The organism is Flagellimonas alvinocaridis (assembly GCF_004916895.1).
Classification (GTDB): domain Bacteria; phylum Bacteroidota; class Bacteroidia; order Flavobacteriales; family Flavobacteriaceae; genus Flagellimonas; species Flagellimonas alvinocaridis.
Genome location: NZ_SNTZ01000002.1, coordinates 382,978 through 408,905 on the forward strand (window position 1 = coordinate 382,978; position 25,928 = coordinate 408,905).

At 42.5% G+C, this 25,928-nt stretch carries 23 protein-coding genes; 5 read left to right on the forward strand and 18 right to left on the reverse strand.

The window, feature by feature from the left end:
* Positions 1-10: 10 nt before the first annotated feature.
* From EZV76_RS07105 to EZV76_RS07140, 8 genes are all read right to left on the reverse strand, one after another.
* The gene (locus EZV76_RS07105) at positions 11-1,207 is read right to left on the reverse strand and encodes an aspartate aminotransferase family protein (RefSeq protein WP_136565899.1); all 1,197 of its coding nucleotides are present in this window, start codon (positions 1,205-1,207) and stop codon (positions 11-13) included.
* On the reverse strand, positions 1,207-2,910 hold the full coding sequence (locus tag EZV76_RS07110; RefSeq protein ID WP_136565900.1) for an OstA-like protein: 1,704 nt from the start codon (positions 2,908-2,910) through the stop codon (positions 1,207-1,209). The genes EZV76_RS07105 and EZV76_RS07110 overlap by 1 nt, the downstream gene beginning before the upstream one ends.
* 87 nt (positions 2,911-2,997) lie before the next feature.
* A complete protein-coding gene (locus EZV76_RS07115; RefSeq protein ID WP_136565901.1) occupies positions 2,998-3,474 on the reverse strand; it encodes a Dps family protein in 477 nt (158 codons plus the stop codon).
* A gap of 180 nt (positions 3,475-3,654) precedes the next feature.
* Positions 3,655-4,923, reverse strand: a complete 1,269-nt coding sequence (locus tag EZV76_RS07120; protein WP_136565902.1) for an adenylosuccinate synthase — start codon at positions 4,921-4,923, stop codon at positions 3,655-3,657.
* 12 nt (positions 4,924-4,935) lie between these two features.
* A complete protein-coding gene (locus EZV76_RS07125) occupies positions 4,936-5,391 on the reverse strand; it encodes a Fur family transcriptional regulator (RefSeq protein ID WP_136565903.1) in 456 nt (151 codons plus the stop codon).
* Positions 5,392-5,434: 43 nt separating this feature from the next.
* The gene (locus EZV76_RS07130) at positions 5,435-7,639 is read right to left on the reverse strand and encodes a RelA/SpoT family protein (RefSeq protein ID WP_136565904.1); all 2,205 of its coding nucleotides are present in this window, start codon (positions 7,637-7,639) and stop codon (positions 5,435-5,437) included.
* Between the two features lie 44 nt (positions 7,640-7,683).
* Positions 7,684-8,916: a M48 family metallopeptidase gene (locus tag EZV76_RS07135; RefSeq protein WP_136565905.1), complete on the reverse strand. Its 1,233-nt coding sequence runs from the start codon at positions 8,914-8,916 to the stop codon at positions 7,684-7,686.
* A 3-nt stretch (positions 8,917-8,919) separates the two neighbouring features.
* Positions 8,920-9,720 (reverse strand): TrmH family RNA methyltransferase, encoded by an 801-nt coding sequence (locus tag EZV76_RS07140; protein ID WP_136565906.1) that lies wholly within the window; start codon positions 9,718-9,720, stop codon positions 8,920-8,922.
* Between the two features lie 70 nt (positions 9,721-9,790).
* On the opposite strand from EZV76_RS07140, the gene EZV76_RS07145 reads away from it, so the two are divergent.
* On the forward strand, positions 9,791-10,594 hold the full coding sequence (locus tag EZV76_RS07145) for a DUF6503 family protein (RefSeq protein WP_136565907.1): 804 nt from the start codon (positions 9,791-9,793) through the stop codon (positions 10,592-10,594).
* A 62-nt stretch (positions 10,595-10,656) separates the two neighbouring features.
* Here EZV76_RS07145 and EZV76_RS07150 read toward each other — a convergent pair whose 3' ends face one another.
* Genes EZV76_RS07150 through EZV76_RS07175 form a run of 6 tightly spaced genes read right to left on the reverse strand, consistent with a single transcriptional unit; the run spans position 10,657 to position 18,774 of the window.
* Entirely contained in the window at positions 10,657-11,949 is a 1,293-nt protein-coding gene (locus EZV76_RS07150) for an amidohydrolase family protein (protein WP_136565908.1), read from the reverse strand.
* A gap of 9 nt (positions 11,950-11,958) precedes the next feature.
* A complete protein-coding gene (locus EZV76_RS07155; RefSeq protein ID WP_136565909.1) occupies positions 11,959-14,898 on the reverse strand; it encodes an amidohydrolase family protein in 2,940 nt (979 codons plus the stop codon).
* Positions 14,899-14,957: 59 nt separating this feature from the next.
* A complete protein-coding gene (locus EZV76_RS07160) occupies positions 14,958-16,037 on the reverse strand; it encodes a DUF3810 domain-containing protein (protein ID WP_236640876.1) in 1,080 nt (359 codons plus the stop codon).
* A gap of 59 nt (positions 16,038-16,096) precedes the next feature.
* Positions 16,097-17,203, reverse strand: a complete 1,107-nt coding sequence (locus tag EZV76_RS07165) for a peptidylprolyl isomerase (RefSeq protein ID WP_136565910.1) — start codon at positions 17,201-17,203, stop codon at positions 16,097-16,099.
* 12 nt (positions 17,204-17,215) lie between these two features.
* Positions 17,216-17,761 carry a gliding motility-associated peptidyl-prolyl isomerase GldI gene (gldI, locus tag EZV76_RS07170; RefSeq protein WP_136565911.1) on the reverse strand — a complete coding sequence of 182 codons (546 nt, stop codon included), beginning with the start codon at positions 17,759-17,761 and terminating at the stop codon, positions 17,216-17,218.
* On the reverse strand, positions 17,758-18,774 hold the full coding sequence (locus tag EZV76_RS07175; protein WP_136565912.1) for a DHH family phosphoesterase: 1,017 nt from the start codon (positions 18,772-18,774) through the stop codon (positions 17,758-17,760). Before EZV76_RS07175 ends, gldI begins: the two co-directional genes overlap by 4 nt.
* A gap of 75 nt (positions 18,775-18,849) precedes the next feature.
* On the opposite strand from EZV76_RS07175, the gene EZV76_RS07180 reads away from it, so the two are divergent.
* Together EZV76_RS07180 and EZV76_RS07185 are read left to right on the forward strand one after the other, a co-directional pair.
* On the forward strand, positions 18,850-19,863 hold the full coding sequence (locus EZV76_RS07180) for an alkaline phosphatase D family protein (protein ID WP_136565913.1): 1,014 nt from the start codon (positions 18,850-18,852) through the stop codon (positions 19,861-19,863).
* Between the two features lie 49 nt (positions 19,864-19,912).
* Positions 19,913-20,332 carry a nucleoside-diphosphate kinase gene (locus EZV76_RS07185; RefSeq protein ID WP_136565914.1) on the forward strand — a complete coding sequence of 140 codons (420 nt, stop codon included), beginning with the start codon at positions 19,913-19,915 and terminating at the stop codon, positions 20,330-20,332.
* A 75-nt stretch (positions 20,333-20,407) separates the two neighbouring features.
* On the opposite strand, the gene EZV76_RS07190 is transcribed toward EZV76_RS07185, so the two are convergent.
* The 4 genes from EZV76_RS07190 to recF form a co-directional block, all read right to left on the reverse strand.
* On the reverse strand, positions 20,408-22,525 hold the full coding sequence (locus EZV76_RS07190; protein WP_136565915.1) for a BspA family leucine-rich repeat surface protein: 2,118 nt from the start codon (positions 22,523-22,525) through the stop codon (positions 20,408-20,410).
* 116 nt (positions 22,526-22,641) lie between these two features.
* On the reverse strand, positions 22,642-22,938 hold the full coding sequence (locus tag EZV76_RS07195) for a DciA family protein (protein ID WP_136565916.1): 297 nt from the start codon (positions 22,936-22,938) through the stop codon (positions 22,642-22,644).
* Positions 22,938-23,360: a hypothetical protein gene (locus EZV76_RS07200; protein WP_136565917.1), complete on the reverse strand. Its 423-nt coding sequence runs from the start codon at positions 23,358-23,360 to the stop codon at positions 22,938-22,940. Before EZV76_RS07200 ends, EZV76_RS07195 begins: the two co-directional genes overlap by 1 nt.
* 1 nt (position 23,361) lies before the next feature.
* A complete protein-coding gene (gene recF, locus EZV76_RS07205) occupies positions 23,362-24,441 on the reverse strand; it encodes a DNA replication/repair protein RecF (RefSeq protein ID WP_136565918.1) in 1,080 nt (359 codons plus the stop codon).
* 126 nt (positions 24,442-24,567) lie between these two features.
* On the opposite strand from recF, the gene EZV76_RS07210 reads away from it, so the two are divergent.
* Positions 24,568-25,329, forward strand: a complete 762-nt coding sequence (locus EZV76_RS07210) for a tetratricopeptide repeat protein (RefSeq protein ID WP_136565919.1) — start codon at positions 24,568-24,570, stop codon at positions 25,327-25,329.
* A 3-nt stretch (positions 25,330-25,332) separates the two neighbouring features.
* Positions 25,333-25,815: a 6,7-dimethyl-8-ribityllumazine synthase gene (gene ribH, locus EZV76_RS07215; RefSeq protein ID WP_136565920.1), complete on the forward strand. Its 483-nt coding sequence runs from the start codon at positions 25,333-25,335 to the stop codon at positions 25,813-25,815.
* Positions 25,816-25,928: the final 113 nt, after the last annotated feature.

Here is a 25,928-nt window from a genome sequence, read left to right on the forward strand (position 1 = left end):
TATCAACAAATTAGTTAACAGTGGCAGGTTTATACCGGTTTAAAATGTCTATTATTTGGTCGCAACCTTGCTCAATTTCTTTCATTGAAATAGTCAATGGAGGCGAAATCCGAACCGCTTTTGGTTCAAAAAGTAACCAAAAAAGAATGAGCTTTTCTTTGGCAGCAGTTAGAATTAAATAATCGGCAATTTCCTTATGCTTTACTATTGGGGCCAGCATTAATCCTTTTCCTCGTATTTCAGTTATCAAAGGATGTACCAAACGTTTTCTAAACAACTTTTCCTTTTCAAGGGTTTCTGTAATAAGTTGTGATTCAGTTAGTTCTTGCAGGGTTGCCAGACTGGCAGCTGCTATGACAGGGTTGCCGCCAAAAGTAGTGATGTGTCCCAATTTAGGGCTGTCCTGAAGCGCAGACATAATTTCCTTGGAAGCCACAAAGGCTCCAACTGGCAGCCCGGATGCCATTCCTTTTCCAATGACCAAAATATCTGGGGGACAGTTAAAATGCTCGAAGGCAAAAAGTTTTCCTGTACGGCCAAATCCTGGTTGAATTTCGTCCAAAATCAAAAGTGCACCTACCTCGTTGCAGCGCTTCCTAACTTTTTCCAGATATCCCTCTTTTGGAAGAATGAATCCTGCACCCCCCTGAATGGTTTCCAAAACCACGGCTGCAGTCTTGGTTGTTATTTTCTCCAAATCTTCATAAGAATTGAAGTTGATGAACCTAACATCGGGGATTAAAGGTCTAAAGGCGCTTTTTCGTTCTTCAAAACCCATTATGCTTAAACTTCCCATGGTATTGCCGTGGTATGCCTTGTTGGCAGCGACAATTTGGGAACGTCCCGTATACCTTCGGGCCAATTTTAAAGCGCCTTCCATGGCTTCGGTTCCCGAATTTACCAAATAGGTGGTCTCTAGGTTTTCTGGAAGATGGGAGGCCAGTAATTTGGAAAATTCCACTGCGGGTTGTTGCACATACTCACCATAGACCATTACGTGCATGTAGCGGTCCACTTGCTGTTTTATGGCCTTGATCACCCTAGGATGGGAGTGTCCCAAACCACAGGCGGATACTCCTGCCACAAAATCCAAATGGGCATTTCCATGTACATCATGGATATAGCTGCCTTTGGCATGGGAAATCTCCAAGCCTAAGGGATGTGGGGTGGTTTGGGCCTGATATGTGAAAAAATCCGATTTGGGCATTAGGGTGTCTGTACTTTGGTAACCTGCGTTTTCTTGGGCTTCGTGGCTTTGGAATTGATGGCATTGACAGGGTCGTTCTCATTTTTGTTCCGTTCCTCTTCCTCCGCATCAATATCTATAGGGTTTTCAATACCCCGAATCTTTACCAGTTCGATGTTATTGTCGTCCTCATCAAAAATTTCATCTTTGGAGCGAATACGCTCATCGCCACGCCAGACAAAGCCTTTTAATTTTCTGCTCTCCACGGGCAAATCTTTTTCTGGAAAAATGTCCCCGTCCGGATTCACAAAAAAGGAAATGTCCTCAATATCGTTATTGGCCATGAGCAAACGTATTCTACTGCAAATGGTCTTGTCTATGCCAATAAGTTCTTCGTCGTCATTATATACGTAATAAATAACCTCGGTGTTTTTGACCAAGTCTATGATTTTAAGCTCATTTTCGATGAATTTTCCGAAGAGATCTTTGCCCTTGGCTTGATTGTATCCTGTACCGCTAATGGTATCCAAAGAAATGATGAACGCATTTTCCAGAACTTTGAGGGAATCCAGTTTTTCGGTTTCCAAATCTGTGATCAAATGGATGCTGTCTCCCGTAATTTGGTTATCCACGTTCCAAAGAATGGGATTTGTGATCAGTTGGGTGATTCCGGTCTTCTCACTAAAATGGATGGAATCACATTTGCCGCTCAAGTCTGTCTTGTAGAATTTGGCATTTCGAAAGGCCCGAACAATACGGTCTTCAGTTTTGCCAGTGGCCATCAGGGTATCTCCGTGCATGTAGAGCGAATCGTTCTGTACCAAGCTTATGGAGACGGCTCTTTTGGTGGCAAAAACGGAATCCTTCGCTTTGAATACCTCAGCGTGGTGCGCTTTTATTACGCTGTTATTGATGGTGTCGGTAATTTTAATGTTGTTGGTTCCCGAAGCAAACTCCGTGGCCTTGTCAAAATATAGGCTGTCTCCTTTTATGATTTTGTTGTCGTAATCAATTCGGGTGTTTTTTATGCCATAACCTTGTTCTACCTTGGTATCATAAAAACCACGTTCGCAGTAGATTTTATAGTCTTCCCCTGTAATGGTGGAGGGGCCGTACATGTATGCATTTTTGGAAATCCGGTAGTAATCCAGCTGCTCTGAATCGATAATGTACTCGGGATTGTCTATATGGACTTTGTCTTTGAACTGCACTTTTTTAAGTTCGGTGAAGTACGTGCCAACTTTACTGGTGAGCACATTGACCGAATCGACCACCTTCCCCCCAGAGTTATAGTAGGAAATCTGCTTTTCCCGGTCAAAATAGAGGGTGTCCGTGGTCAGGGTCATTTTCCCATCGGAAAGGTCTACATTTTCCCAGGCCTTGGCCAAACTGGTGTTTCCGTTCCAGTCCAGTTTAGCGCTGTTCATTTCAATGGAATCCCCTTGTTGAAGCCTAACATTGCCTAGGGCCCTCAGCCTATTTTCTTTGGAATAAAATATGGCGATATCGCACCATAGGTCGGCACCTTGGTGTTCAAACTGTACTTGGCGCTCATCATCCCTGCTAAAAATGGAAGCTCCGGGATACTCGCTCTCATTTTTGGTGAAATTGGCCCCGTACACAATGTTGATTTGCCTACTTTGGGTTTGCGGTGTCTCTTCTTGGGCAATGGCCGTATAAAGCGACAAAATCAGAATGAAAAAAGAAATCCTTTTCAAATCCACAGAATTTTGTCCAAAAGTATGACTTTTAATGCAAGTGGCATACGGTATTTGGAAAGCTTTGGGATTTGAAAAGGATTGTGATTTTCTCTATCCGTTAAGATAAGCGGTGTACATCCAAATGAGTTTTTCTTGTTCCCTGATATAATCGCTCATCAAGGCATTTGTGCCTTCGTCATTGGAATCCCCTGACATTTCCAAGAGTTCCCTTTCCAAAGGTAGGAGTACTTCATACCCTTTTAGGATTTGGGCAACAGCCTCAACGCCGTTGGATATGTTTTTAGCCTCTTTAATTTTGGACAATCCCATATAATCGCCATAAGTGTGTAGTGGGGTAAATCCCAAGGTCAGGATTCTTTCGGCAATCTCATCGATTTTTATAAGGGAGTCGTTGTAAAGCTCTTCAAACTTCAGATGTAGTTCAAAAAACTTTTCTCCTTTTATATTCCAATGAAATCCTCTAGCATTCATGTAGAAGATTTGATAGTTGGCCAAAAGCTGATTTAATTTTTCCGATAAAGCTTTTGAAGCATTCTTATCGAGACCAATTTGATTAAGGGTAGCCATAAATGTTATTTTTAAATGATTTTTTAGCCCTATCTACAATGATTTAGGACTCCTCTATTTATCATTACAAATTTACGGATAACGAAGCATAGCTTTGGTGACCTAAGTCACAAAGAAACCCTAACTTCCTTCATGGGCTAGGGAATCTAGGGTTGATTTATGGCTTTTCCGAAGGAAAGATTATCTGTGTATGGTCTGAAGCCTATCGGGACCTACTGAAACAATCTTGATTGGAACTTCCAATTGCTGTTCCAAGAATGCGATGTAATCGTTCAAAGCAGGTGGTAATTCCTCTGCCTTTGTAAGTTTGGTAAGGTCTTTTGCCCAACCCTTCATTTCGGTGTACAAAGGTGTTACATGTTCTTCCTCAATATTGTAAGGTAGGTGTTTTATCTCTTCACCCTTGTATTTGTAAGCAGTACAAACCTTAATGGTTTTAAAGCCGCTAAGTACATCGGCTTTCATCATCATAAGTTCTGTTACCCCATTGATTTGAACGGCATATTTCAAAGCTACCAAATCCAACCAACCACAACGGCGCGGTCTTCCAGTAGTGGCGCCAAATTCATTTCCTACGCGGCCCATGGTTGCCCCATCATCATCAAAAAGCTCGGTAGGGAAGGGGCCACTGCCCACACGGGTGGTGTATGCCTTGAAAATCCCGAATACCCTTTTTATTTTATTGGGAGCCACACCCAACCCAGTACAAGCACCTGCGGCGGTGGTATTGGATGAGGTTACATAGGGATAGGTGCCAAAGTCAATATCCAGTAATGAACCTTGTGCGCCTTCAGCCAGTATTTTTTTACCTTCAGCCTGTGCTTTGAAAACATATTCCTCACTGTCAATGAAGGTCAATTTCTTCAACATTTCAACACCTTCACAGAATTCGGCTTCCAACTCGGCCAAATTGTACTGTATATCCACATTGTAGAAACTAATCATGGCTTCATGCTTATCGGCCAAGGCACGATATTTGGTTTTCCAGTCTTCAAATTCCAAATCGCCCACACGCATACCGTTACGACCTGTCTTGTCCATATAGGTAGGCCCAATGCCCTTTAATGTGGAACCTATTTTGGCTTTTCCTTTGGAAGCTTCAGAGGCGGCATCCAATAATCTGTGGGTGGGTAAGATTAAATGTGCTTTTCTGGAAATCAACAATTTGGAAACGATATCGATGTTGAACTTCTCCAAATTGTCCAACTCTTTTTTAAAGATTACTGGGTCTATGACCACGCCATTTCCCACAATGTTAATGGCGTTTTTATGAAAAATGCCCGAGGGGATGGTGTGCAATACGTGTTTAATACCATCGAATTCCAAGGTGTGTCCAGCGTTTGGGCCTCCTTGAAAGCGGGCTATGATATCGTATTCCTTGGTCAGTACATCAACAATTTTTCCTTTTCCTTCGTCTCCCCATTGGAGTCCAAGCAATAAATCTACCATGAAATGTGTGGGTTATTCGGTTAGGTTCTTTTCTTTGTTACGGGTGCCGTAAAAGTATAATGAATGTGTATTGATCTTAATGTCAAAAACTTCCTCAATGGTTTTTTTGATGGATTGTATGCGGGGATCACAGAATTCCACAACTTCTCCAGTATCTGTTAAAATAACGTGGTCGTGTTGACGATCAAAATAGGATTTTTCATATTGTGCCTGGCTCTTTCCAAACTGATGTTTTCGAACCAATTTGCACTCCAACAACAATTCTATGGTGTTGTAAAGCGTTGCCCGACTTACCCTGTAGTTTTTGGTTTTCATTTTAATGTAAAGCGATTCTACATCAAAATGGTCGTCACTTTCATAAATCTCCTGTAGAATGGCGTAGCGCTCAGGTGTTTTACGATGTCCCTTTTCCTCAAGGAAGGCAGTGAACACATTCTTTACGATTTCCTGATTTTTGTTGTTCCCCATGGCTTTCTCTACCTATGCTAATGCACAAAGGTACAGCTAAAAATTAAATTCTGGTCACTTTATCTATTCCCTCGACCCGCTTTAGATTATCCATCAACTTTTTAAGGATATTGTTGTTTTTTACAACCAAGGTGATCTTCCCGGTAAAAGTACCCCCTTCCGCATTAAAGTTTAGGTTTCTCATATTCACGTGCATATTGTCCGAAATGATTCGGGTAATATCGTTCACCAATCCCAAATTATCGATACCGGCCAATTTAATGTCAACGGAAAACTCCTCTTGGGTGGAATCTATCCACTTGGCACTCATGATCCGGTAGGCGTAATTGGATTGCAAAGAAATGGCGTTGGGGCAATTCTTTTTGTGCACTTTTATACCATCGTTTACGCTGACAAAACCAAAAACATCGTCACCGGGAATTGGATTACAGCATTGCGATAATTTGTAGTTCAATTTTTCTTCCTCCTTTCCAAATACGAGCATGTCGTACTTGGTGGTAATTTCATCCCTATCGATGTCCTTTGGTGCAGGAGTTCGTCGAATCCTGTTTTTGAAGAAATTAAGGAAGGCATTATGATAGGAAGAGGCAAAATCCTTGAGCTTATCATTGTCTATGACCCCTATGCCCACACGATAGAACAAGTCCAAACTTGTCTTTAGTTTAAAGTAAGTGACCAGTTTGTTTACGGCGTCCTCATTCAGGTTTATTTTTTGGGATTTCAACTTCCTTCGAAGAATTTCCTTTCCTTCAGCAGCTATGTTCTTTTTTTCCTCACTCAAAGAGGACTTTATCTTGGAACGCGCCCTGGCCGTCTGCGTATAATCCAACCATGTTTGGGTAGGTTTGGCACTTTCTGAGGTTATGATTTCCACTTGGTCGCCACTCCTGAGTTCGGTTCCCAGGGGTACAAGCTTTCCGTTTACACGGGCCCCGCGTGTTTTCATACCTATTTCGGTATGGATGTGAAAGGCGAAATCCAAGGCAGTGGCTCCTTTTGGCATAGACTTAAGATCTCCCTTGGGTGTAAAGACGAAAATTTCCTTGGAATATAGATTGAGTTTAAATTCCTCAACAAAATCCACGGCATTACCGTTAGCACTCTCCAAAGCTTCCTGGAGGCGGTTCAACCATCCTTCGATACCTTGTTCTTTTTGATCTCCGTGCTTGTATTTAAAGTGGGCGGCATACCCTTTTTCAGCAATTTCATGCATTCGTTCACTTCGGATCTGTACTTCAACCCATTTTCCCTTGGGTCCCATTACAGTGATGTGCAGTGCCTCATATCCCGTGGATTTCGGAGAGGTGATCCAGTCTCGGAGTCGAACAGGGTTGGGGGTAAAGTGGTCGGTGACTATGGAATAGATTTTCCAAGCCAGAAATTTTTCATTCTTGCGATCGGACTTGTAAATGATTCTAATGGCAAACTTATCGTATACCTCATCAAAGGAGACATTTTGGGCCTTCATTTTTCTTCGGATGGAGAAAATGGATTTCATCCGTCCCTTAATGTGATAATTGAGGCCTTCCTTGTCCAACGAGTTTCGAATCACATCGGAGAAGTCCTCGATATAGGCCATTTGATCTTCCTCAGAATCCACAATCTTGGCCTGAATATCCTTGTACACTTCAGGTTCTGTATACTTTAGGGCCAAATCCTCTAAATGGGTCTTGATGTTGTACAGCCCAATCCTATGGGCCAACGGGGCATAGATGTACAGGGTCTCCGAAGCAATCTTCACCTGCTTGTGCTCGGGCATGGAATCCATGGTGAGCATGTTGTGGTACCGATCCGCTATTTTAATGATGATTACCCGGACATCGTCGTGGAGGGTCAGCAGCATTTTCCGAAAGTTTTCCGCTTGCTGACTGATATCCATGTCCTTTTTAAGGTGCGCTATCTTGGTAAGTCCGTCTACAATACGGGCCACAGTTTCTCCGAACATACGCTCAATATCTGCCAAGGTATAGGGCGTGTCCTCAACTACGTCATGGAGCAGGGCAGAAGCAATGGAAACAGCATCCAGGCCAATTTTGGAAGCCACGATTTTGGCCACGGCGATAGGATGGAAGATGTAGGCTTCACCAGATTTTCGACGTTGTTCCTTATGGGCATCTACGGCAACATCAAAGGCTGAGCGTATCAACTTTTTGTCCTCGTCGGTCAAAGTTTGATAGCTGATGCGAAGCAATTCTTTATACTGCTTGGCAATCTCTTTGTTCTCTTTTTCAATAGCAGCCTCCGTCATAGTATATTAAAGTTAGCATAAACTTTACAGGTAAACAACAAAAACTATGCCTTTAAGTTTCTGATTCGTTCTACCAAAGGGGGGTGGGAATAGTGGACAAAAACGTAGGCGGGATGCGGGGTCAGATTACTCAGATTGTTCTTGGAGAGCTTTTTTAACGAACTGACCAAAGGGGGTGCCGAAAAGGTCGTTTTGGCATAGTCATCAGCTTGAAACTCGAACTTTCGTGACAAACAGTTCATGGCCAGCCCGGTGATTTCCGATATGGGACTGTACAACAAGGCAAAACCAACAAGACCTGCATGGAAACTTGGAGTACTTACCCCGATGGCTCTCGAAATTTCAGGATTGTTGATGAAGAGCGAAAGAATGTACAACGTAAAACCCATCAATGCCAAGGAAACCATTAGATTGAATATGATGTGCTTTCTTTTATAATGGCCAACCTCATGGGCCAATACAGCAACAATTTCCTCCTCGCTCAGGTCATTGATCAATGTATCGTACAGGGTAATGCGTTTTTCTTTCCCAAATCCAGAGAAATAAGCATTGGCCTTGGTGGATCGTTTGGATCCATCAATCACAAAGATGTTCTTTAATTCAAAGCCTACTTTTTGCGCATAGTTTTCAATGGCATTCTTTAAGCTGCCATCGTCCAAAGGAGTCTGTTTATTGAAAAGAGGAACGATCAATCGGCTATAAAATAGATTCATGAAAAGAATCACTGCTCCAATCATAATCCATGCATAGAGCCAAAACCTAGGGCCTGTCCATTGGTAAAAAAGAATGAAGAGCGAAAGTAGTCCACCGCCAAAAATTAGGGTGAGAACACCACCTTTGAGTTTGTCCAAAAAGAATAGCTTCTTGGTCGTTTTGTTAAAACCATAAGTTTCTTCAATAACAAAGGTCTTGTAATATGAAAAAGGTAATCCAATGATGGTACTACCCAAAACAATAATTCCAAAAAACAGCAATGCCATTGGTATGGTGTCTTCTGTAAAGGATCGTGTAAGACCATCGACCCATTCAAACCCGCCGAACCACAAAAAACAAAGGGTGGCCACCAAAGAAAAACCGTCGGAAAAAAGCCCAAAACGATAATTGGTCTTTTTGTAGCTCTGGGACTTTCTGTATTCGGTTTCATCAAAAACATCTGACAGTTCTGATGGGACCTCCGATTTGAACTGTCTGGCATTAAGATATTCCAACAACAGGTGAACGAGGTACTGAACCACCAAAATAGCAAGGATTATATAAAAGAGTACATTCTTTTCCATAGCTTAAAATCCACGTTGCCGCTTGGCTTCAAATATAAGTATTGCAGCCGATACGGAGACATTCATGGAATCGATTTCCCCTTGCATGGGAATAATTATATTTTGATGGGAATGCTGTAGCCATGTCTGGGTCAACCCTGTAGCCTCGGTGCCCACTACAATGGCAGAGGCTTGTTTAAAATTGCATTCCACATAATTTTTGGAGGCTGATAGTGCAGCACAATATATAGTGATGTTTTTCTCTTTGAGAAAAGCGATGATTTCTTCGGTTGTGCCCATTCCAATCGTGTTGGTGAAAACGCATCCTACACTGGAACGGATAATGTTTGGGTTGTATAGATCGGATTTGGGGTTGGCAATAAGAACGGCATCCAGGGCAGCCGCGTCCGCGGTTCGTAACAAGGCTCCCACATTGCCTGGTTTTTCGGGGGCTTCGGCCACAAGGATCAATGGAGTTTTGTTTTTGAATTGAATCCCGTCCAAAGAGTGGGACTTGCTTTGGGCAATGGCCAAAATTCCTTCCGTGGTTTCCCGGTAGGCCATTTTTTCATAAACCTGTTGGGAGATTTGGATCAATTCGGTATGGGGATTCTCCAAAAACACATCGATATCAGTATCTGAAAGGACTTCAGTGCAAAAAAAAACGGTTTCCAAGACATAGCCTCCTTTTTGGGCCAGTTTCATCTCACGTATGCCTTCTACAACAAAACGGCCCGTTTTCTTCCGTTCCCTGGCTTTTTCTTTAAGGAGCAGTGTTTTTTTAACCAAAGGATTTTGGATACTGCTGATCAATTTGGCTTTCATCACATTCCAAAAATAGAGATTCCTGTAATTAATGAAAGGGGTTTTCGACCAATCGTGAAATTTATTTACCATGAAAAAAATAACCATCCTAGCCCTAGTACTGATTCTAGGGTCGTGCAAGCCCAATGTCAAACAAAAAGCTGTCCAAAATTCTGTTCCTGAAAAGTCGGTCGAACCACATTCCCACTACCCCGATGTCTTGATGCAGGTTTTTGATGCCCATGGCGGATTGGAACAGTGGAAGCAACAACGAACCCTGTCATATATTATCCCTAATCCCGACAACCCAGAGACCCATACGGTCGATCTTTGGTCAAGAAAGGACCGAGTAGATGCCAAAGAAGTTTCCATGGGTTTTGATGGGGAGGAAATATGGTTGTTAGATCCTGAATCTACCTACAAAGGGGATGCCGCATTTTACCATAATCTGATGTTCTACTTCTATGCCATGCCTTTTGTACTGGCGGATGATGGAATTGTGTATGGTGAAGCTGATGTGTTGAGGTTTGAAGGGAAAGAATTTCCCGGCGTAAAGATTGCCTATGAGTCTGGAGTGGGGGTTTCATCCAAGGATGAATATTTTATCCACACCGATCCAGATACCCATCAAATGGCTTGGTTGGGCTATACGGTTACCTATCGTACAGGTGAAAAATCGGATAACGTAAAATGGATTCGTTATAATGATTGGCAGACCGTAAATGAATTGGTCTTGCCCAAATCCATTACATGGTACAATTATGAGGGAAGGGACATTCTTGATCCCAAAAGCACAGTGACATTCGAGGATGTTGCTGTGGGTACCACTCCCAAGCCCAAAGAATTTTATGCCAAACCTGAAGGAGCTATTTCGGTGGAGGCTAAAAAGAATTGATTGCTGGTTACTGATTAATTTTGTTAAAATGGAAGCGGCGTTCTATTGAACGCCGCTTTTTTTTATTTTCCTTGGTTTTCGTATTTGCCCATATACCGTTTCCAAAGTTCAGTCTGATGGGTTTCCAGAGAAATATCCCTGCCATCTATAAAAGCTTTGATAAGTTGGTTGGTGCGCATATCCAGAGCGTCTCCTTCAGAAATGAACAAGGTAGCACTCTTACCTACTTCCAAGGTGCCGTAGTGGGCATCGATTCCCAATATTTTGGCGGTGTTACCCGTTAATAATTGTAACGCTTTCTCTTTATCCAAGCCTTGACCAGCCACTTGTCCTGCATAGAAGGGTAGGTTTCTGGTCTGGAAGTTGGACATTGACTCATTTTGCAAGCCTACCAATAGTCCAGCATCCACCAATAACTTTGGTAACTTGTACGGGAAATCGTAATCATCATCATCAAATTGGGGCAAGGCATGAGGCTGACTCACCAATACAGATACATTATGCTCTTTTAGGAAATCGGCCACTTTGTGCGCCCGGTATCCCCCTACCAATACAATATGTGTTACACCTATCTTTTTTGCTATGGTAATGGCATCCATGATTTCCTTTTCTCCATTGGCGTGGATATACAAACGTTGGGAACCATCAAAGATTCCCTTCATCGCGGCAAAAGGTAGATGGGTTTCTTGAGCATTTCCACCTCCATACGCTTTTGCATTTTGGATGAAAGTTTGAACTTCATCTACCTGTTCTTGGTAATTTTTATTGGGTAAAAAGGCATTGGGCTCTCCTAACCATGAGCTACCTTTTCTGAACAGAGAGGGCCAATTGAGGTGAATACCATCATCTAATTTTACTGCTGCGTCCTCCCAGTTCCACGCATCAAACTGTACAATGGTGGAAGTTCCGGAAATCCGACCTCCCCTAGGGGTAATTTGCCCCAAAAGAACCCCATTGGGCCGCATACTTTCTACAACCTTTGACTCTGCATTGTAGGCAATTATACTGCGTACGTTTGGAATCATTTCGCCAATTTCATCTTGATCGTTACTGGCGCGTACTGCATCCACTTCCACAAGTCCCAAAGATTTTGATGGGGCTATAAAGCCAGGATACACATGTTTTCCTTGGGCATTGATCATGGTGCCAATGGTCGGTGCCATAAGATCGGATCCAATGGCTGCGATTTTTCCATCATTAAAAATGATGGTGCAGTTCTCTATCACTTCCCCATTGCCAATATGGGCAGTTGCACCAAAAATGGCAATTTGTTCCGTTTGTGCCGGGGCTGGTGTTTGCTGGGCGTTTGTGATAACCCCAAAACCTATTGCTATGATTAAAAATAGTTTCTTCATGATTCGTTTTTATAGGGTTTCACATTCAAATCGTTCTTTCTTGTTCTGTACTGGGGTCTGTGTTTTCCCCCCATTTTCTTTTTCATTCAACATCATGTTGATGAGTTGGTTTCTTTCCTGTTGTACAGATTCACGAATAGCTTGGTCTTTTTCAATATCAAAATAAACAGTGCCTTCTATCAAAGTTTTTTCCGCTTTTGCATAGATGGAAAGCGGGTGGGCATTCCAAAGCACCAAATCGGCGTCCTTACCTTCCTCAATACTTCCAACCCTATCATCCAAATGCAAAAGTTTGGCGGGGTTCAGCGTAACGGTCTTCCATGCTTCAATTTCTGACATTCCTCCGTATTTTACGGTCTTTCCAGCTTCTTGATTCAGTCTTCTGGACATTTCTGCATCATCACTGTTGATGGCTACGGTAACTCCTTGACTGGCCATGATGGCGGCATTGTAGGGAATAGCATCGTTTACTTCAAATTTATAGGCCCACCAATCACTAAAGGTTGAACCTCCCACACCATGCTCTGCCATTTTATCGGCCAATTTGTAGCCCTCCAAAATATGGGTGAAGGTGTTCATTCTAAAACCAAATTTTTCCGCAACCTTCATCATCATATTGATTTCACTCTGTACATAAGAATGACAACTGATAAAGCGTTCGCTGTTCAAAATTTCGGAAAGTACTTCCATTTCTTCGTCATAACGTACGGGCTGCCCACTTTTCTTCTTGGCATCGTATTCCTTGGCGCGTTGGAAGTAATCGGTGTAAACTTGTTCCACACCCATTCTGGTTTGTGGAAAACGGGAATAGCTGTTCCAGTTGGACTGTTTTACATTTTCACCCAAGGCAAATTTTATAAACTTGGGAGAGTCTGGGAAAACCAATCCATCCGCATTTTCGCCCCATTTTAAGCGAAGAATGGCAGAACGCCCTCCAATGGGGTTGGCAGAACCGTGCAGTAATTGAACGGTGGTTACCCCACCGGCCAAGTTTCTGTATATGTCCAAATCCTTTGGGTCTATGGCATCCTTCATCCGAACTTCGGCAGAAGAATTATGACCAGCTTCGTTAATGGACAAAGCTGCAATATGTGTGTGTTCATCTATAATCCCGGAAGTTAGATGTTTTCCGGTGGCATCCACAGTTTTTGCACCTCCTGCGCGTAGGTCTTTGCCAACCTTGTCAATCTTGCCATTCTTTATAAGGACATCGGTATTTTCCAAAATGGCGTTGCCAGTCCAAACAGTGGCATTTTTAAAGAGAATGTTTTCCTGTTGGGGTTTTGTTTTGTATCCGTAGCTCACATTGGGGTAGGTAACCGCCATAAGTTGGGGTTTTTGCGTGGAAGACGATTTTGACGTTTCCTTGAATGGCCCAGATTGGGTAAGGGTTACTGTAGTTTCAGTACCGTTGGGCAATACAATCTTCCCGCCGATATTTTGGGAATCTGATGAAACTTTTCCTGCAAAACGATAGGACTCCGTGCCATTTTCGGAAAAAGAAAGATTAAGCCAATCGGTGGAGTATTCCAATTTAGCATCCACTTTTTCGGTTCCTTTTTTAAGCTCTACTTTGGGTTTGTTTGCTTCCCCGGTAATGGAGGCGGTATAATTCTGTCCATTTATGGACACGGTATATTCTCCGCGAATATCTTTTTGATCCTTGGATTGGATAACATTTTTGACACCTTGTACCCAGTTTTCGTAGAGGGTGGTTTCCTTTTCAAAAATGTCTCCCGAAGCGATTAAAAAATTGGCCTGGCTACCGGGTTGTAGGGAGCCTATGTCGGACGATTTTCCCAAAATTGACGCTGGCACCGTAGTCAAAGCTTCCAAAGCTTTGGTTTTGGAAAGGCCATAGGTAATGGCTTTCATTAATTTGGATGAAAGGTCCGATGGAGATTTTAACTCATGTAAGGTAAATGAAAATTGAATCCCATTGTCCTCCAAAACCTTTGGGTTGGAGGGTGCTAAATTCCAATGACGCATATCTTTCAAGGCCACATATTGGGCTTCGTAAGGGTTGGAAACATCATAGGCATCCGGAAAATTTAGAGGAACGATCAATCGTGCATTGGTGGCCTTAACATCCGCTACGCGCTCATATTCGTCGCCTCCTGCTAAAATAGTATACTGGATTCCAAACAAATCCCCGATTTTATCGGCTCGAAGGATGTTACCATTCCCTCCGGCTGCAAAGATTTGGCTGAGACCCTTATTCCCTTCCAAGGCTTCCAAGGAGCGGTCGGTAGTTTCTACATTGCCTTTGTTGTACCAATCCAAATCATAATATAGCTGGCGCATCAAGGCCGTGGCTCCCATGATGGATGTAGGGTAAGACTGTCTTGAAGTGATGCTTTTATCAAATGAAAAATATTGGGCAGATTTATCGGAAAGGATTCTTTGGGACTCTGAAGCTTTATCATTCAAGGCCACCAAAACACCGGTTCCGCGTGCTATTCCATCCTGAATATGTGAATTGACGACGCCAAACCCTGCCTTACGTAGTTCTTCGGCCTTTTTACTATCATAGGAAAAACCACTGATGGCATTGTTCTCGGGCATAATATGATCGTTCCAGTAAAATCCTTCCCTACTGGGGTCGTATTGTGCCGACCTACCGCCGCCATCTGCTTTTTTCGGTTTTGCAACTCCATAGTCTGAGAATGCATCGATAAAGGAAGGATAGATATAATTTCCTTGAAGATCTTCAACAATGGCATTTTTGGGAATGCTTACCGACTTTCCTACTTGTACAACCTTTCCATCTTGTATAAGGAGCGTACCGTTTTGGATAATTTGTGTCGGAGTCACATAGATTTTGGCATTGGTGAATGCCGTGTAGTTGTTGTTTTTTGTTTTGACACCGTCATTTTTTGGAAAATAGTCCTGTGCCATTAAAAAAGCACCGCCAAGGAAAAAGGCAAGTGCCACGAGTTTCATTTTCATATTACAATCAATTGAATTAGTCGCTTTAAAGGTAATTGAAGTAGAGGTATTGCACAACCCTAGGAAGAAGTCTCTTTTTTTAGGTGGAAATTGATCATTAGTCCAACCACCGAATTATAGCTTTTAATACCTTCTTCTTGATTGTTCATTTTTAAAAAGGTGTTGAAAATGGATTTAAAAACCGGTTCCAACGGATTTTGATAGTGGTCCCAGAAATCCCTGAGCTCTTGGAAATTCTTTTTTACCCCTGGATGGAGTGCTGCAATGATTTGCTTTGAAGTGTGCTCATCTTTTCTGGAAAGGTCGGAGAGGCAATACCCCAAGGCATTGTGGTATGCAGCATATTTAAAATAGGGGTCATTGTTTTGAACAGTGACCAAATACCCGATAAAATTGGTGGCATCCTCGGCCGAATAACCAAGTTGATGTCCCACTTCGTGTCCGCTTACGGTGGGCATACGAAATAAAGGGGTAATGCCATTGACTTGAGCTTCGTTGCTAAAAGGGTTCAAATACCCACCATAGCCCATGTAAGTAAGTGGGATGCTAAAAATAGAAATTTTGAGGCTGGGACTCTTGTATGCCAAGTCTGGATAGTCTTTTTTTAGTTTGATATATCCTTCCTCAGTTTTTTTGAATATCTCCTTTTTAGAATAGGGAATCTGAACTGGGTCAATACTGTCACCGGTAATTTGATGCTGATATGCATTCGCTTTCTTGGCAAAGTATTGGGTCAATTGGGTCAGCTCTTCAAGGGTGTACTCCCGTTCTATGCCCAATTTCCATGTGATGGGCTGTCGGTAGTAATTCATTCCCCAAAGCAAATGAAAAGCAAAATAGGAGATGGAAAGTACCACACCAATATTCTTGAGAAAATGTAGCGGTTTGGATTTTATGGTTTTCCTGTGTTTATATAGATAGCGGATGGCCAATATGCCAAGGGTCAGATAGAGTAAATCTCCCACGGAAAAAGGAATCCATCCCAAAAGAATCCTCAAAAATCTGGAAATAGGCAGATAGAGTCCATTGCTGTAATACGTCTCAACAAAGTTGGGGTATGCTGCCATCCATTTTACCAATACAACTTGGATAGGAAGCGCAATGAGGATGTAAGTTTTTACCTTTTCTTTTTTCAACATTTGAACATAAAAAAAGCCGCACGGAAAAGTACGGCTTTTTTGTGTCTTGAATATAAGGGTTATTGTTGGATTCCGGTTATCTCCACATCAAAGACCAAATCGGAATTTGGAGGAATGGGGCCACGACCTTGCGCTCCCAATCCTAGGTGAGGTGGAAGGAAAATACGGATTTTATCACCGACTTTTATGGTAAGAAGACCCTCCCTGAAACCTGGGAATAACCTAGCTTGGGGGCTGTATTCCATAGGAACTGGGGCATAACCACCCTGATCTCTTCTTGCTGGGTTCAATTGGTTGAATTTTTCTGCTACCTCTTGCATGTTGGTGTCAAACAGGTCGCCATTGAGCAGGTACCCTGCGTAGCTCACCAAGACTTGTTGTCCTTCCTTGGGTTGCTCGCCCTCTCCTTCGGTTACGGTGTAGATCCGTAGACCGGTTGGGGTTTCTTCAGCGGCTTCTCTTTGCTGTGCAAATTCTGCGATAAGTTCTTCTTTCATCTTCTGAAAAGCAGCCTCTGCGACCTTTTCCTCTTCGAAATAGTCACCCATGATCTTATTGGCGTCAAAGTTTTTGGCCTCTTTGCCATTGCGAACTATCTCGACCTTGTTCATCACTACGGGAACTGTGGGTCTGTCCCTAGGGTCGGTTTCCACGTTGGCTATGGAGTCTACCACCTCCATACCACTTACCACTTCCCCAAAAACGGTGTGCTTGCCATTGAGCCAAGGTGTGGCCTTGTGGGTGATGAAAAATTGGCTTCCATTGGTTTTTGGACCGGAATTGGCCATGGAAAGTATTCCTTTTTTGGAATGGGATAAAGAATCATTGAACTCATCTTTGAACTTATACCCAGGATTTCCTCCTCCTGTTCCAGTTGGATCACCTCCTTGAATCATGAAATCTTTAATGACTCTGTGAAATGAAATACCGTCATAATACTTTTTATCTTTCAGGCTATCTGCAACAAATGGGCTGTTGCCTTCGGCCAAGGATACAAAATTGGCCACGGTCACCGGGGTTTTTTGGTATTCCAATTTAATGATGATATCGCCTTGGGTGGTCTGTATATCGGCAAAGATACCATCTCCCAAATCTGCATATTTGCTGGATTTGCATCCTAGGAAAACCATGGAAAACAAAGCGATTAAAGCTAGGGTGTGTTTCATGTTAGGTGTAATTTAATTTAGACTGTCTTTGTGAATAATGATTGTATGTAACTCTACTGACGATTTTAAAGGAGTTCTTGGTGCAATGGAGTTATTGTCTCCTTGGTAACCATAGGCTTGTAATGATGGAAAAACAAAGGTTGCTTTTTCGCTGATCTTAAGGAGCTTTACCGCATTTTGAAGCCCGGGGAACAATTGCTCTTTGTCCACTACGTATGAGGTTGGGCCAATATCTTTGGCAGTATAGATGGTGTCATTGCCCAATGTCATCAAGTTATAGGAAAACAATATTTGGTCATTGGTCTTTGGGTGATATTTGGCGGTATCATTTTTAGTCTCAAAGTAGTACCAAAAACCATTGGGACTTGCCATATAGGTGTGCAGCGTGTCTTTTGATATGATGTCTTGGATGACTTTCTCTTCTTCGGCGAGCAAGGTTCTGTTCCGTTCTACGGACTCCTTAAAAAAACTGCCCGACCTTACTTCCACGGGTCGCCGGGGCTCAGGGTTTCCACAGGCAGCGAAGAATACCAACAAAAGAATCACTATTATCCTCATGGATTTAATTGGCTTTTATAGGTTGTTAGGATTTCATTGAATCGCTTCAAGGTTTCTTCCATTGAAAGCTCGCTTTTCCCTCCAGCGGCATTGTCGTGTCCTCCGCCGCTAAAATGTTTTCGGGCAAACTCATTTACGGAAAACTCGCCAATGGACCTCAAGGATATTTTAATAATCCCTTCATCCTTGTTTTCAATAAAAATCAACGCAAAAATAATCCCTTCCAAAGTAAGCCCGTAATTCACAAAGCCTTCGGTGTCTCCCTTTTTAAAATCATTGGCATCCAGTTCCTCTTGGCTAAGGGTGATATATGCCGTTTTGTATTCGGGTAGGATGACCATATTGCTCAAAGCCACTCCCAGCAAATGTAAGCGGGAAGGCGAATTGGTATCAAAAACCTGTCTATGGATTTCCATATTGTCCGCACCCCGATCAATAAGGTCCGCTACTACCCTATGGGTTTTGCTAGAGGTAGATCGGTATTTGAACGATCCGGTGTCTGTCATTATTCCGGTGTACAGGTTGGTGGCGATAGCGGCCGTAATACGATCGGTTTCCCCTAAAAGATCAATGAAATTATATACCATTTCACAAGTGGAACTCATATTCACATCGGAATAGGTTACCTTGGCATAATCACTGGGTTGTTGGTGATGGTCGATCATAATGAAATCGGCTTGCTTCTCTTTTAGCACGGATTCCATTTGTCCCGTGCGGGAAAAATCGTTGAAATCCAGTGTAAAAATAACCGAGGCTTCATCCAATAATTTTTGGGCCTCTCCATTGTCCCATTCAAAATTTACAACAGATTCGTTTCCTGGCATCCACTTTAAGAATTTAGGATAATCGTTGGGTGCAATTACATGGACGGTCTGCCCTATGGATTTTAAAAATCCCCATAAGCCCAAGCATGCTCCCATGGCATCTCCATCGGGGTTTTTGTGGGGGATGATAACAATTTTTTGGGGCTGCGAAAGAATAGACTTAACCGCTGAGATGTCCTCTAAATTCATGCGGCCAAAGATACAATAATATAATATAGAGGTAACTGGATAAGCTCTATTTTTGTTCAAAATCAAATTGATTACATGAAGTATACCCTTCTCATATTTAGTGCTACCATTTTCTTTTTTGGCTGCAAAAGAAACCCCAATAAAGCGGATGCCATATTTGTGGTCGCTTTTGGTTCTTGTAACATACCCCAGGAGCCCAACCCATTTTGGGATGATATTCTGAACGAAAACCCCAATGTTTGGATTTGGGGTGGTGACATTGTTTATGCCGATACGGACAATATGGAGAGACTCAGGGCTATATATGCCATGCAAGACAGTGTACAGGGTTATGCCCAACTGAAGTCAAAGGTCCCTGTTATTGGTACATGGGATGATCACGATTTCGGAGTGAACGATGGTGGGGAGGAGTTTATGGCGAAGAGTGAAAGCCAACAAGTGTTTCTGGATTTTATGGGTGTGCCCAAGAATAGCCCTAGAAGGAGTAGGAAGGGTGTGTATGCTGTTCACAACTACGAAACAGCAAAGGGCAAAGTGAAAGTTCTGGTGCTGGATACCCGCTATTTCCGAAGTGCCTTGGTGAAGGATACCGTTTCGGAAAAGAGATATAAGCCCAATTTGGTAGATGAAGCAACGGTTTTGGGTGCCGAACAATGGCAATGGCTGCGACATGAGCTTCATCAATCTGATGCTGATTTTAATTTGATTGTTTCCAGTATCCAGTTTTTATCAAGGGAACATGGATTTGAGACTTGGGGCAATTTTCCGAAGGAGGTAGAAAAGCTTGAAAAACTCATTGCTGAATCAAAAGCTAAAGGCGTAATAATATTGTCAGGTGACCGACATATTTCTGAATTTTCCCGGAAATCCGTTCCTAATTTGAAATATCCCTTGGTAGATTTTACGAGTAGCGGGTTAACACACTCTTATTCCAGCTTTACAGGAGAGTCTAATCCATATAGGGTGGGTGATGTGGTTTCCCGTACCAGCTATGGCATCCTTATGCTAAACCTTAAAAGCAAAGAAGTACATTTTAAGATAATGGGGGAAGATGGCACTGTGCTTCAGGAACTAAAACAAACCTATTAAGCCTTGCTCGTTGGTTTAAAAACCGTAAGTTTGCGCAAAATTTTAAAAAATGACTGGAAATAGAACATTTACCATGATTAAGCCAGATGCGGTTGAAAATGGCCACATAGGTGCAATTTTGGAAAAAATAACGGCTGCTGGATTTAAGATTGTAGCCATGAAATACACCCAATTGAGCCGAAGGGATGCCCAAGAGTTCTACGCTATCCACAAGGAGCGTCCATTTTTTGGAGAGTTGGTGGAATTTATGACCAGAGGCCCCATTGTTGCTGCTATCTTGGAAAAGGATAATGCGGTGGATGATTTCCGTGCATTGATTGGTGCTACCAATCCAGCTGAAGCTGCGGAAGGTACTATCCGAAAGTTGTATGCAACCAGTATTGGGGAAAATGCCGTACACGGTTCTGATAGTGATGAAAATGCCGCTATTGAAGGGGGTTTTCACTTTTCGGGACGAGAGGTGTTTTAACCCAAACGTTCTCTAATATAATAAAAAAACCACCGGAATCCGGTGGTTTTTTTGTGGCTTCACAACACTTCTAAATTAAAAACAAGGCACTGCATTATCGCCGCTAATGTTCATTCCCTTATCATTTAAGGTTTGTCTGGCTGCATTCACTTCTGGCACATCACAGTATTGTAATCCTGTCGCGGTCAAACTTGGAGCTTGTATATTTTGAGCAGACCATCCTATCAAGGTGCCATCATAGGCAAACGTGGAAAGTCCAGAATTACTCAACATAAAGGCCATCGAGGTTACATTTTCAATGTTCCAGTCTCCTAAATCTCTATTAAATAAGGTGGCGTCATTGAACATGCTCATCATTGTGGTCACCTGGCTTGTATCCCATCCTGTAATATCTCCATTAAATGCACTTCCATTATCCGCTCCTTGGAACATGGCTCGCATGGTGGTTACTTTACCTGTATTCCAATCGGAAATATTGCCATTGAAAGCTATCGCATTGTTAAACATGTTCTCCATGTCAGTTACATTCTCAACGTTCCATGCACTTAAATCTAAACTGGTATTCAAGTCCTGATTAAAAGAAGTGGCATTGGAAAACATGGCATTCATGTTGATGACACTTTCGGTGTTCCAATTACCGATATCTTGGTTGAAAGAAGTAGCAGTGTCGAACATTGCCTCCATGGTTTCAACAAGACCGGTATCCCAAGAGCCTATATTCCCGTTAAAGGCAATTGCACCGATGAAAGTGCGTTCCATATTGGTGACTTTGCTGGTGTCCCAGTTTAAATCTTGATTAAAAACAATAGCATCACTGAACATGCTTTCTATGCTGGCAAGTTCCGTGGTCGTCCACCCACCAATGGCACCGTTAAAACTGCTTGCGCCGTCAAACATACGGGCCATGGTAGTTACTTTTTCCACATTCCACGAGCTAATATTGCCGTTAAACGCCGAGGCGCCACTGAACATATAGCTCATATCCGATACATTGCCAACATTCCAATTGTCAAGGTCGCTATTGAAGGAATTTGCATTGCTAAACATCCCAGCCATGGAGATGGCTTTGCTTACGTCCCAATTATTTAGGTTGCCATTAAAGTTGGTAGCACCTGCAAAAGCATCATCATATATAGTGACTTGACTTAGGTTAGGGGTATCCGTGACATTATAATTTTTTAGGCTAATACAGTCAAAGAATGCCTTTTCCATGGACTGCCATACGGTGGTTCCCCATTGCTCTATGCCCACCAATCGGTGTTTGGTTGACGAATTTGACATTTTGATGGCAAGGAAAGCACCCATTATGGCAACGGTATAGTCTCCGGGTGCCTCATAGGAATGTGTCAGGTCGGCATTGGAAATTACCACTTCGGTATGCCCATCCCCCCAATCAATCTCAAAATCGTAATCGTTGTATGCTTGATTCAACCCAATTTCTATGTCCAGACCACCATTTACTACGGACCAAGTAGTCACAAAAGAACGGGGGTCATCGGCCAGTTTACCATCATCGGTTACATTGATCGTCACTTGGATAGTGGTGGTTGTATTGCCGTCTGTTACTCCTACCGTGATGATATGTTGTTCAGAAGTTTCAAAATCCAAATTTTTACCCTCAGCAACACTTAGAGAACCTTGTGGGGTAATGGCGAAAAGTTCATTGTCGTTTTCTGTTATCAAGAATTCTAGTGGGTCCGATTCTGGATCATTAGCGGTCAACGTGCCAAAGACTACACCACTGCCTATGTTTTCATCGACCTGATACACATAGGAAGCTTCATTAAAACTTGGTGTACCATTGTTTTCATCAACCTCGGTTACATTGATAGTTATGTTTGCTTTGGCGCTATCCTCACCGTCACTGACACTGACACTAATTATGTGTTGGGATTTAGTGGCAAAATCAAGCGATTTTCCGTTGGCTAAGCTCAAGGAACCTGTTTTGGTAATTTCGAACAAGGCATCGCTGTTGGCAGAAATACTGAACTCCAAGGTATCCTCTTCATCGGCATCGGTGGCCTTAATGGTTCCTATGACGTAAACATCGTCAATGTTTTCAGGGACATTGAATGTTTTTGGGTCCGTAATTACTGGAGTGTTGTTGTTACTTATATCGGGACCATCGTCTTTACTGCACGATATTATGGCAAGTGCGAGAAGACTTGCGTAAAATAGATTTTTCAATTTCATGCTACTGGGTTTATTGTTTTACCGTGCCAATGTCCAGTTTTATGATGTAACTCTATGTAATGAATTGATGGATGCCTTGTATGAATTGACGGATGATGGAAATTAGGTGGGGCATTTTACCGCAACACCAACTTTTTTACCAGTTCCTTCCCTAGTTCTTCATTGATCATAGCAATGATCTTGCTTTTTCCAAGACTCAGTTCTTCACGGAGTACCGAAGAGGATAGGGATACAAAGAGGGTCTCGTTTTTGAGTTCCACCAAGGTGGTATAATTGTTTACCCCGTTGCCCATTAATCTGTTCCAAGCTTCGCGGGCATCTACCTTGTCCATACCCTTTTGGAGCTTATTTTCCTTGATGAACTCGTTCAACGCTTCGCTAAGGGGCAGATGGGAATTGTGTCTCTTGGCCATTATTTTGGAATTTTAATGGGTTCAAAGCGTTTGTAGGAGTAGGTGACACCTTCTGCGTTCATTACGGAAAAGTTGGTGGAATCTATCTGCACCAATGTTTCTTCCCAATCGCTAAATTCACTGGAATAACTTAAGATAAAGAAGGCGTCCACTTGGGTTACGGTTAATTGTTCCACATCATGAGAGGTTTTGTAGGTGCCATCAAAACGAGGCTGCATTTTTTTACGAAAACCTTTGCCATTTTCCAGTTGGATGAAATCTATGGTGGGGTTGACCTTGTATGTTTTTTTGGAACCGTCTGGAAACCCCACTTCGGAAATCTCCCAATACCCGTTCAGATACTGTAGATTTTCTTTGGGAATGGAGGCTTCCTTGCATCCCCAGGCCATCAAAATTGAGAGAAAAAAAAGAATCCGAGACATACTACAAGGTAAAGATTTTATAGCTCTGATGAATGGTCTTGACTACATTTTCTGTTCGTTCCGCATGGGTGTCACTGATAAAAATCTGTCCAAAATTATCATCCTTTACAAGACCCACGATATGGGAAACCCGGTTTTCGTCCAGCTTATCAAAAATATCATCCAACAGCAGAATGGGAGTGGTGCTGGCCTGCTCCTTGATAAAATGGAACTGGGCCAATTTTAAGGCGATCAAAAAAGATTTTTGCTGACCTTGACTGCCAAATTTCTTGATGGGATGTCCGCCAATCATAAAATTCAAGTCGTCTTTATGGATGCCCACGCTGGTATATTGTAGGGCTCGGTCCTTATCAATACTCCTTTCCAATAGATTCAAGAGGTTTCCTTCGGAAAGTTGACTTTCGTAGGAAAGTGTGATCTGTTCGTCTTTTTCAGAAATATGGGCGTATTGTTTTTGGAATATTGGGATAAGAGAGTCAATGAAATCAACCCGTTTTTTATGAATCTCCGTCCCTAAATTGTGCAATTGTTCATTGTAGATGGCCAAAGTGTTGGGGTCAAAGGTGTGGTTGGCCACAAAATATTTCAGCAAAGAATTCCGCTGCACCAATACCTTGTTGTATTTGATAAGGGTCTGTAGATAGGCCTTATCCGATTGTGAAATCACCCCGTCCATGAATTTCCTTCGGGTTTCACTGCCCTCAAGAATAAGGTCTCGGTCCGAAGGCGATATGATTACCAAGGGCAAAAAGCCAATGTGTTCCGAAAACTTCTCATAGGCCTTTCCGTTGCGTTTGATGATTTTTTTGGACCCTTTTTTAAAGCTGCAGATAATTTTTTCGGTCCGACCTTCCTTTTCAAATTCCCCGTCCACTACAAAAAAATCCGTATCGTGTTTAATGTTCTGGGTGGCCACCGGATTAAAATAGCTTTTTCCAAAGCAAAGGTGGTAAATGGCGTCCAGAATATTGGTTTTTCCCACTCCGTTATCGCCCACAAGACAATTGATTACAGGGTCGAATTCCAAGGTTTTGGAATCGAAGTTTTTGTAATTCACTAAGGATAAATGTCTTAAAAACATAAAACTTTTAGGGGCCAAAAGGGTTTTGCGATTTTGAGGACTGGTTAAAGATTCCAAAAATAACGAATAAATTGCCTTTTGATTTTGGATAAAAACTTTATTTTTGCCCGACCAATAAAATGACGCATGGCAACATACAAGAGAAGAGGCTTTAAACCCAAAAACAAAGCAGAGGAAGCCCAAGTTGAAGAACAGGACAGCACAACAGCAGAGGTTTTTAATACCCTAGATGAAAGTGCTTCCAAGACCGAGGCCTGGGTACAGAAGAACCAAAACTACATTTTGGGAGTGATTGGTGCCATTGCTGTGGGCGTATTGGCATTTTTAGGCTACCACCAATTCATTCAAAAGCCGAAAGAAGCTACTGCAGCCAACGAACTTTTTTATCCACAACAATATTTTGATCAGGCACTTGCCAGTGAGACAGCGAAAGATTCCTTGTTCGCCATGGCATTGAATGGCGCTGAGGGGAAATACGGATTCTTGGATATCATTGAAGAATATAGTGGGACCAAAGCCGCTAATTTGGCTAAATATTCTGCGGGGATGACCTATTTGAACCTTCAAAAATACGAGGAAGCCATTGCCCATCTAGAGAATTTTTCTTCTGATGATGCTGTTTTGGGAGCTATGGCCAAAGGAGGTATTGGGGATGCATTTTCGCAATTGAACCAATCCGAGGATGCTTTGGACTATTACGAAAAAGCCGTTGCACATAGTGACAATGAGTTTACAACCCCAAGATTTTTATACAAGGCTGGAGTAATGGCCTTGAAATTAGGACAGAAAGATAAAGCTGTCGGATATTTTGAGCGTATCAAGGAAGATTATCCAAACTCCCAAGAAGGCTCTGGTATTGATGCACTGATTGGAATGGCCAAAAACTAAATTATGGCCACTGAGAACAAAAATCTATCTCTCTACGATAAGAGTAAAATCCCAAATGCGAAGCAACTTCGGTTTGGGATTGTTGTTTCTGAATGGAACCATGAAATAACTGAGGCGCTCTATAATGGCGCCCATGAAGCTTTGGTGGATTGCGGAGCTTTGCCTGAAAATGTCGTTCGGTGGAACGTTCCCGGTAGTTTTGAGCTGACCTATGGCTGTAAAAAAATGATTACGGACCAAAAAGTGGATGCTGTCATTGCCATTGGTAGTGTCATTCGTGGTGAAACCAGTCATTTTGATTTTGTTTGCAGTGCCACAGCACAGGGTATCAAGGATTTGAACATAGCATATGATGTTCCCGTGATTTTCTGTGTACTCACCGACAATACATTGCAACAGGCCCAAGACCGTAGTGGGGGCAAGCATGGGAACAAAGGAACAGAAGCTGCTATTGCTGCCATACAGATGGCGGTGTTGGGGAAGTAATATCAAGTTCAAGTTTCAAGTTCAAAAAATCCATAAATCTTGTAATCGGGGCAATCCAGCCCTGTTAACATTTTTTGGGAGCTTCCCTCAAACCTTTTTTTCTATTTTAAGTA

Excerpts from the sequence above, each read along its gene's own strand:
- EZV76_RS07105 (WP_136565899.1), bottom strand. The coding sequence starts at position 1,207 with ATGCCCAAATCGGATTTTTTCACATATCAGGCCCAAACCACCCCACAT.
- EZV76_RS07115 (WP_136565901.1), bottom strand. The coding sequence starts at position 3,474 with ATGGCTACCCTTAATCAAATTGGTCTCGATAAGAATGCTTCAAAAGCT.
- EZV76_RS07120 (WP_136565902.1), bottom strand. The coding sequence starts at position 4,923 with ATGGTAGATTTATTGCTTGGACTCCAATGGGGAGACGAAGGAAAAGGA.
- EZV76_RS07125 (WP_136565903.1), bottom strand. The coding sequence starts at position 5,391 with ATGGGGAACAACAAAAATCAGGAAATCGTAAAGAATGTGTTCACTGCC.
- EZV76_RS07130 (WP_136565904.1), bottom strand. The coding sequence starts at position 7,639 with ATGACGGAGGCTGCTATTGAAAAAGAGAACAAAGAGATTGCCAAGCAG.
- EZV76_RS07135 (WP_136565905.1), bottom strand. The coding sequence starts at position 8,916 with ATGGAAAAGAATGTACTCTTTTATATAATCCTTGCTATTTTGGTGGTT.
- EZV76_RS07140 (WP_136565906.1), bottom strand. The coding sequence starts at position 9,720 with ATGAAAGCCAAATTGATCAGCAGTATCCAAAATCCTTTGGTTAAAAAA.
- EZV76_RS07145 (WP_136565907.1), top strand. The coding sequence starts at position 9,791 with ATGAAAAAAATAACCATCCTAGCCCTAGTACTGATTCTAGGGTCGTGC.
- EZV76_RS07150 (WP_136565908.1), bottom strand. The coding sequence starts at position 11,949 with ATGAAGAAACTATTTTTAATCATAGCAATAGGTTTTGGGGTTATCACA.
- EZV76_RS07155 (WP_136565909.1), bottom strand. The coding sequence starts at position 14,898 with ATGAAAATGAAACTCGTGGCACTTGCCTTTTTCCTTGGCGGTGCTTTT.
- EZV76_RS07160 (WP_236640876.1), bottom strand. The coding sequence starts at position 16,037 with ATGTTGAAAAAAGAAAAGGTAAAAACTTACATCCTCATTGCGCTTCCT.
- EZV76_RS07165 (WP_136565910.1), bottom strand. The coding sequence starts at position 17,203 with ATGAAACACACCCTAGCTTTAATCGCTTTGTTTTCCATGGTTTTCCTA.
- gldI (WP_136565911.1), bottom strand. The coding sequence starts at position 17,761 with ATGAGGATAATAGTGATTCTTTTGTTGGTATTCTTCGCTGCCTGTGGA.
- EZV76_RS07175 (WP_136565912.1), bottom strand. The coding sequence starts at position 18,774 with ATGAATTTAGAGGACATCTCAGCGGTTAAGTCTATTCTTTCGCAGCCC.
- EZV76_RS07180 (WP_136565913.1), top strand. The coding sequence starts at position 18,850 with ATGAAGTATACCCTTCTCATATTTAGTGCTACCATTTTCTTTTTTGGC.
- EZV76_RS07185 (WP_136565914.1), top strand. The coding sequence starts at position 19,913 with ATGACTGGAAATAGAACATTTACCATGATTAAGCCAGATGCGGTTGAA.
- EZV76_RS07190 (WP_136565915.1), bottom strand. The coding sequence starts at position 22,525 with ATGAAATTGAAAAATCTATTTTACGCAAGTCTTCTCGCACTTGCCATA.
- EZV76_RS07195 (WP_136565916.1), bottom strand. The coding sequence starts at position 22,938 with ATGGCCAAGAGACACAATTCCCATCTGCCCCTTAGCGAAGCGTTGAAC.
- EZV76_RS07200 (WP_136565917.1), bottom strand. The coding sequence starts at position 23,360 with ATGTCTCGGATTCTTTTTTTTCTCTCAATTTTGATGGCCTGGGGATGC.
- recF (WP_136565918.1), bottom strand. The coding sequence starts at position 24,441 with ATGTTTTTAAGACATTTATCCTTAGTGAATTACAAAAACTTCGATTCC.
- EZV76_RS07210 (WP_136565919.1), top strand. The coding sequence starts at position 24,568 with ATGGCAACATACAAGAGAAGAGGCTTTAAACCCAAAAACAAAGCAGAG.
- ribH (WP_136565920.1), top strand. The coding sequence starts at position 25,333 with ATGGCCACTGAGAACAAAAATCTATCTCTCTACGATAAGAGTAAAATC.